Origin of the sequence: Pseudonocardia sp. (assembly GCF_025965585.1) — a bacterium.
Taxonomy (GTDB): Bacteria; Actinomycetota; Actinomycetes; order Mycobacteriales; family Pseudonocardiaceae; genus Pseudonocardia.
Genome location: NZ_JAOPWR010000455.1, coordinates 1 through 4,431, shown reverse-complemented (window position 1 = coordinate 4,431; position 4,431 = coordinate 1). Strand labels below are relative to the sequence as shown.

General features: G+C 74.5%; 4 protein-coding genes. 2 read left to right on the top strand and 2 right to left on the bottom strand.

The features are described 5' to 3' along the window. The coding region (locus JWR81_RS27975; RefSeq protein WP_297659370.1) for an NADP-dependent oxidoreductase at positions 1 to 853 on the bottom strand (853 nt) is incomplete at its 3' end. A 34-nt stretch (positions 854 to 887) separates the two neighbouring features. Next, complete coding sequence (locus JWR81_RS27970) at positions 888 to 2,057, bottom strand: pyridoxal phosphate-dependent aminotransferase (RefSeq protein WP_297659368.1); 1,170 nt, start codon at positions 2,055 to 2,057, stop codon at positions 888 to 890. A gap of 185 nt (positions 2,058 to 2,242) precedes the next feature. Here JWR81_RS27970 and JWR81_RS27965 point away from each other — a divergent pair, with 185 nt between their 5' ends. Beyond that, complete coding sequence (locus JWR81_RS27965) at positions 2,243 to 3,616, top strand: glutamine synthetase family protein (protein ID WP_297659372.1); 1,374 nt, start codon at positions 2,243 to 2,245, stop codon at positions 3,614 to 3,616. Between the two features lie 112 nt (positions 3,617 to 3,728). Further along, entirely contained in the window at positions 3,729 to 4,340 is a 612-nt protein-coding gene (locus tag JWR81_RS27960) for a DUF732 domain-containing protein (protein WP_297659366.1), read from the top strand. The last annotated feature ends 91 nt before the right edge of the window (positions 4,341 to 4,431 follow it).

Below are 4,431 nucleotides of genomic sequence, written 5' to 3'. Positions count from 1 at the left end.
CCGCCTCGTCGAACGGGCGGACGTCGGTGACGTGCGGGTCGAGATCCCCGGCCGCGACGAGCCGGGCCAGCTCGCTGAGGACGGCGGTGCTGCGGTCGCGCACCACCTCGGTGCCGCCGAGCTCCATGGCCAGGCCCTTGTCGGCCACCGAAGCCACCTTCGAGCGCTCCGGCACGAGCTCCGCGACGGTGCGCAGCGCGTCGCCGCCGACGAGGTCGAACACCGCGTCGATGGCTGTGTCGCGCCCGCCCACCCCGGCCGCCCGGATGCGGTCGAGAACCCCGTCGCCGTAGGCCACGGGCACGGCGCCGTACGACCTCAGCAGGTCGTGCTTGCCGGGGCTCGCGGTGCCGATCACGGTGATGCCGCGCGCCACCGCGAGCTGCACGATCGCCACCCCCACGCCGCCGCCCGCACCGTTGACCAGCAGGGTCGCGCCCTTGTCGAGGTCGAGGCAGGTGAGCGCGTCGTATGCGGTGCCCGCGGCCACGGGCAGGCCCGCGGCGTCCTCGGGCGTGACGGCGTCGGGCCGGTGCGCGCCGAACGAGGCCGTGACGATCGCGAGCTCGGCCCAGCCCCCGACCATGCCGGGGCAGCCGCCGAACACCTCGTCACCGACGGCGAACCCGCTGACGTCCGATCCGACCTGCTCGACGGTGCCGGCCACCTCCCGCCCCAGCACGGCCGGCGGGGTGGTGCCGTAGGCGCCGTTGCGCAGCTTCCAGTCGCCCGGGTTCACCCCGGCGGCGCGCACGCGCACGACCAGGTCGTCCGGCCCGGGGACGGGCTCGGGCACGTCGAGGAACGCCTCGTTCTCCGGGCCGCCGAGCGCTGTGAAGCCGTACGCCCTCACGATGCCGCCTCCGCGAGAACGAGCACGTCGGCGGTCATGCCACCGCCGCCTTCAGCCCGGCGAGGCGTGAGACCGCCTCGGTGAGCACCTCGTCGCGCTTGCAGAACGCGAAGCGCACCAGCGTGCGACCCAGCTCGGGGTCGGCGCAGAACACCGACACCGGCACCGCGGCCACGCCGACCAGCTCGGGAAGTCGCCAGCAGAACGCCGCGCCGTCGGGGATGCCGAGCGGGGCCACGTCGGTGACCACGAAGTACGTGCCGGCCGACGGATAGACGGTGAACCCGGCGGCGCGCAGGCCGTCGGACAGCAGGTCGCGCTTGCCCTGCAGGCTCGACGCCAGGCCGCTGTAGAAGGAGTCCGGCAGCCCGAGCGCGGTGGCGATCGCGGGCTGGAACGGCGCCCCGCTGACGTAGGTCAGGAACTGCTTGGCGGCCCGGACCGCCGCCACCAGCTCCGGCGGCCCGTGCACCCAGCCGACCTTCCACCCGGTGACGGAGAACGTCTTGCCCGCCGAGGAGATCGTCAGCGTGCGCTCGGCCATGCCGGGCAGGCTTGCCATCGGCACGTGGCGCGCGCCCCCGGAATCGTCCGAGAACACCATGTGCTCGTAGACCTCGTCGGACACCACGACGGCGCCGAACTCGGCGGCCAGCTCCCCGATCTGCGTGAGCTGCTCGGCGGTGAACACCGCGCCGGTGGGGTTGTGCGGGGTGTTGACCAGCACGACCTTGGTGCGCGACGAGAACGCGGCGCGCAGCTCGTCGGGGTCGAAGCCGAACGTGGGCGGGCGCAGCGCCACCGGCCGCTGGACGGCGCCGGCCAGCGCGATCGTGGCCGAGTAGGAGTCGTAGTACGGCTCGAACAGCACCACCTCATCGCCCGCCTCGCACAGCCCGAGGATCGCGCCCGCGATGGCCTCGGTGGCTCCGGTGGTGATCAGCACGTGCTCGGGATCGACGTCGAGGCCGTGGAAACGCTTCTGGTGTTCGGCCACCGCCGTGCGCAGCGAGGCGACGCCGAGACCGGGCGGGTACTGGTTGACCCCGCCGGTGATGTTGGCCGCGGCGTCGGCGAGCAGCGACAGCGGGCCGTCGGTGTCGGGGAAGCCCTGGCCGAGGTTGATCGCGCCGGTGCGCAGCGCCAGCGCCGACATCTCGGCGAAGATCGTGGAGGTGTGGGACCGCATCCGCTCGACGAGCATGAGGGCACCGTAGCCCGGACGACGTCGCGGCAGCGGGGTCGGCCACCCACAAGATCACCGGTTCGGGACGCGTGACCGCGAACCGCGCGGTCCGGTGGGCCGACCCGACGATCATGGGTGCAGCCCTCGCCGGTCCTGGTGGGCCCACCTGGACCGGAGCGGCCACCCGGGCCATCCTGTCCGCCATGACGACGCCCGCCCCGACGCCCCTCGAGCCCCGCGCGCTCGCCGCCGGCCTCACCGCCGCCGGCGTCGCCGGGGTGACGATCAGCTGGGCCGACAACAACGGCATCCCGCGCTCGCGCACCGTGCCGGTCGGGGCGCTGCCGCGCGTCGCGGAGGTCGGGGTCGGGATCACCACACTGTTCGCGGTGTTCGACAGCGCCGACGCGATCACGTTCGCCCACGCCGACCTCGCCACGCCGTCGGGCGACGTGCGCCTCGTCCCGGTGCTGGACAAGCTCGTGCCGCTCGCCGGGCAGCCTGCGCTGGCCTGGGCGCCGGGCCGGCAGGTCGCCGCCGACGGTGACCCGTGGCCCTACGACCAGCGCGGGGCGCTGGAACGGCAGGTCGACGCGCTCGCCGCGGACGGGCTCACCGCGCTGGTGGGCTACGAGATGGAGTTCGGCGTCTACCTCGACGACGGTGCGGACGACGAGCCGGTTCCCGCCCACCCCGGCCCGGCCTACAGCCCGCAGGCGCTCGTCGGGATCGACGGCTTCGTGGCCGACGTGCTGCGCGACTGCGCCGCCAACGGCCTGGAGCTCGGACAGCTGCACGCCGAGTACGGGCCCGCGCAGATGGAGCTCTCGCTCGCCGCCACCGACCCGGTCACGGCCGCCGACAACCAGCTCCTTGCACGACAGACCCTGCGCGCCGCGGCGCAGCGCCACGGGCTGCGCCTGACGTTCGCCCCGCTGCCGGCCACCACGGTCGCGGGCAACGGCTGGCACGTTCACACCTCGCTCTGGCGCGGGGAGCGGAACCTGCTGGCGAGCCACACCGGGCGGCCCACCGACGACGGCGCGGCGTACGTCGCGGGGCTGCTGCGCGATCTGCCCGCCGTCGCCGCCGTCACCGCACCCAGCCAGGGATCCCTGGCGCGCCTGCGTCCCGGGTTCTTCGCCGGCGCGTACGGCTTCTGGGGCGTGGAGAACCGCGAGGCGCCGCTGCGCTACGTACCGGGAACGGCGTTCCTCGGGGAGGGCAACGCGAACGTCGAGCTCAAGACGTCCGATGCGTCGGCCAACCCGTACCTGGCCCTGGCCGCCGTCCTGGCCGCGGGAGCGGCGGGCGTCGCCGAGGGGCTGACGCTGCCCGAGCCGGTGCAGAGCGACCCCGGCACGTGGACAGCCGACGAGCGCGCGGAGCACGCGATCGTCGCGCTGCCCGCGTCGCAGGAGGAACAGGAGAAGGCCCTCACCGGGTCGCCGCGGGTCGCAGGTGCGCTCGGCCCCGCGCTGCTCGGCGCGTTCCTCGCCGTGCGCCGCTCCGACGCCGCCAGCGCGCACGACCGCGACGTCGACGACGTCCTCGCCGGCCTGCGCTGGCGCTACTGAGAGCGACGATCTCAGGCAGAGCTCATCACATCGAGGTATTCGGTCCGAACTTCAGTTGCGGCGGACGGCAACCGCCCGATACCCGGGCAGACCCACCGAGAGGACCGCCACCATGATCGCCGAGCCCCGCCGCCACGCCGCCCACGCACCCGTCGGCCGGCACGCCCTGGCGCCGGCCGGCATCCCGGCACAGCGCGTGCAGCCCGCCACCGTGGGGCGGATCGGGGCGGCGAGGATCGTCACCGACCGGGTCGCGGGCGGGCTCGTCCCCGAGCAGCGCGGGCCCGTCGACCACCTGCTGTTCGAGCCACCGGCCGGTCTCGGCCCGTGGGTGCCGCCGCTGCCCGAGCCCACCGCGGGCCTGTCGCGGCGCACCGGGACGGCGCTCGTGGCGGCCGCTGTGGTCATGCTCCTCGCGCTCGCGGGGATCACCGCCTACGCGCTGCACACCGCGCCGACCACCTCCGTCGCCGCGAACGCGCTGTACTTGGCGGCCGTCCGCGACCACTCGACGCTGACCAGCACGGACGCCACCGACGCCGACCTGCTCGGCGTGGGCGGGGAGGTCTGCTCGGCCCTGGACGACCACCCCTCGCGCACCGGCGTGATCGGCGCCCTGATCACGCTGCGGACCACCACCGGATGGTCGCGCGCCGACAGCGCCACCGTCGTGGCGTCCGCGGTGGGCGCCTACTGCCCCGCGTACGCCGAGCTGCTCGACTGAGTGGCGCAGGTCACACCCGATCGGGAACGGGAACACCGCGCCGTTGACCATGTCTTGACGATCAGGTGACCACGGCTTCCGACAAGGTCGG

Bases quoted from the DNA above. Each gene is read 5' to 3' on its own strand.
- JWR81_RS27970 (WP_297659368.1), bottom strand. From the start codon at position 2,057: ATGCTCGTCGAGCGGATGCGGTCCCACACCTCCACGATCTTCGCCGAG.
- JWR81_RS27965 (WP_297659372.1), top strand. From the start codon at position 2,243: ATGACGACGCCCGCCCCGACGCCCCTCGAGCCCCGCGCGCTCGCCGCC.
- JWR81_RS27960 (WP_297659366.1), top strand. From the start codon at position 3,729: ATGATCGCCGAGCCCCGCCGCCACGCCGCCCACGCACCCGTCGGCCGG.